Below are 1648 nucleotides of genomic sequence, written 5' to 3' on the forward strand. Positions count from 1 at the left end.
GCCCCCCCGATTCTGATCTGGTTTGGTGTGTCGATTGGGGGCGGGCCCCCCGGGGTGCACAAAAAATAAACCGTGTTCCCCATTTTGTGCCGGGCGGGGGGGGGGGGGCCGGCCCCCCCCCCGACGTCGGCGTACGCCCTCCCTCTCGACCTCGGCGGACGAGTGGGCTGCGGCCTGCGCTACTCTTGAACGTCGCCGCTGTCGCACCGCGCTGACCGTGCGCGTCCCGAGGGCGGCGACGGCCGCATTTTCCCAGCTCCAAGCCCCAGGAAGTGACATGCCTCCGAAGAAGAAGCTCGTCAAGACGTTCACGCTTCAGCTGCCGGCGGGCCAGGCCACGCCGGCGCCGCCGGTCGGCCCCGCGCTCGGCCAGCACGGCGTGAACATCATGGAGTTCTGCAAGTCCTACAACGCGCAGACCGAGTCCCAGCGGGGCGACATCGTCCCCGCCGAGATCAGCGTGTTCGAGGACCGGTCGTTCAGCTTCGTGCTGAAGACCCCGCCCGCCGCCCGGCTGCTGATCAAGGCCGCCGGTGTGCAGAAGGGTTCGGGCGTCCCGCAGGCCGAGAAGGTCGGCTCGGTGAGCCGCGCCCAGCTGCGTGAGATCGCCGAGAAGAAGATGGCCGACCTCAACGCCAACGACCTGGAGCAGGCCGAGAAGATCATCGCCGGCACCGCCCGGTCGATGGGCATCACCGTCAGCGACTGACGTTCGGCCCTGCCGACGACCCGACCGTGGGAGGGCCCGCGCCGAGCGGCCCGCCAGAGACCACAGGAGTAACAAGCAATGCAGCGCAGCAAGAGCTACCGCAAGGCCGCCGACGTCATCGACCGGTCGAAGCTCTACACCCCCTCCGAGGCCGTGAAGCTGGCCAAGGAGACCACCAACGTCAAGTTCGACGCCACGGTCGAGGTCGCCATGCGCCTCGGCGTCGACCCCCGCAAGGCGGACCAGATGGTCCGCGGCACGGTCAACCTGCCGCACGGCACCGGTAAGACCGCCCGCGTGATCGTGTTCGCCAGCGGCGCGAAGGCCGAAGAGGCCGCCGCCGCGGGTGCCGACGAGGTGGGCACCGACGAGCTGGTCGCCCGCATCCAGGGTGGTTGGCTCGACTTCGACGCGGCGATCGCCACGCCGGACCAGATGGCCAAGATCGGCCGGATCGCGCGGATCCTGGGCCCGCGCGGTCTCATGCCGAACCCGAAGACCGGCACGGTGACCATGGACGTCACCAAGGCGGTGCAGGACATCAAGGGCGGCAAGATCACCTTCCGGGTGGACAAGCACTCCAACCTGCACCTGATCATCGGCAAGGCCTCCTTCACGGAGACCCAGCTGGTGGACAACTACGCGGCGGTGCTCGACGAGGTGCTGCGCGCCAAGCCGTCCGCGGCGAAGGGCAAGTACCTCCGCAAGGTCATCCTCACCACCACCATGGGTCCGGGCGTTCCGGTCGACCCGAACCTGGTGAAGAACCTCCGTGAGGACCAGGCCGAGGCCTGAGCCGACAGCTCGCTCGTACCGGGGCGGGGCCCCCGGGGGGGGGGGGGCCCCCCCCCCGGGGGGGGGGGGGGGGGGGGGCCCGGCCGCCCCGGGGGGGGGGGGTGTGGGGGTGCCACGCCCGGCCGCCGGGGGGCGGGCCGGGCG

Annotated in this window: 2 protein-coding genes; both read left to right on the forward strand. The window is 70.9% G+C overall.

What is annotated here, in order from left to right:
- The first annotated feature begins 277 nt into the window (after window positions 1-277).
- Window positions 278-709 (forward strand): 50S ribosomal protein L11, encoded by a 432-nt coding sequence (gene rplK / locus ACGFIE_RS33660; RefSeq protein ID WP_393302666.1) that lies wholly within the window; start codon window positions 278-280, stop codon window positions 707-709.
- Window positions 710-787: 78 nt separating this feature from the next.
- A complete protein-coding gene (rplA, locus tag ACGFIE_RS33665; RefSeq protein ID WP_363684275.1) occupies window positions 788-1504 on the forward strand; it encodes a 50S ribosomal protein L1 in 717 nt (238 codons plus the stop codon).
- Window positions 1505-1648 lie beyond the last annotated feature (144 nt).

Origin of the sequence: Micromonospora sp. NPDC049275 (assembly GCF_043197115.1) — a bacterium.
Taxonomy (GTDB): domain Bacteria; phylum Actinomycetota; class Actinomycetes; order Mycobacteriales; family Micromonosporaceae; genus Micromonospora.

Bases quoted from the DNA above. Each gene is read 5' to 3' on its own strand.
- rplK (WP_393302666.1), top strand. From the start codon at position 278: ATGCCTCCGAAGAAGAAGCTCGTCAAGACGTTCACGCTTCAGCTGCCG.
- rplA (WP_363684275.1), top strand. From the start codon at position 788: ATGCAGCGCAGCAAGAGCTACCGCAAGGCCGCCGACGTCATCGACCGG.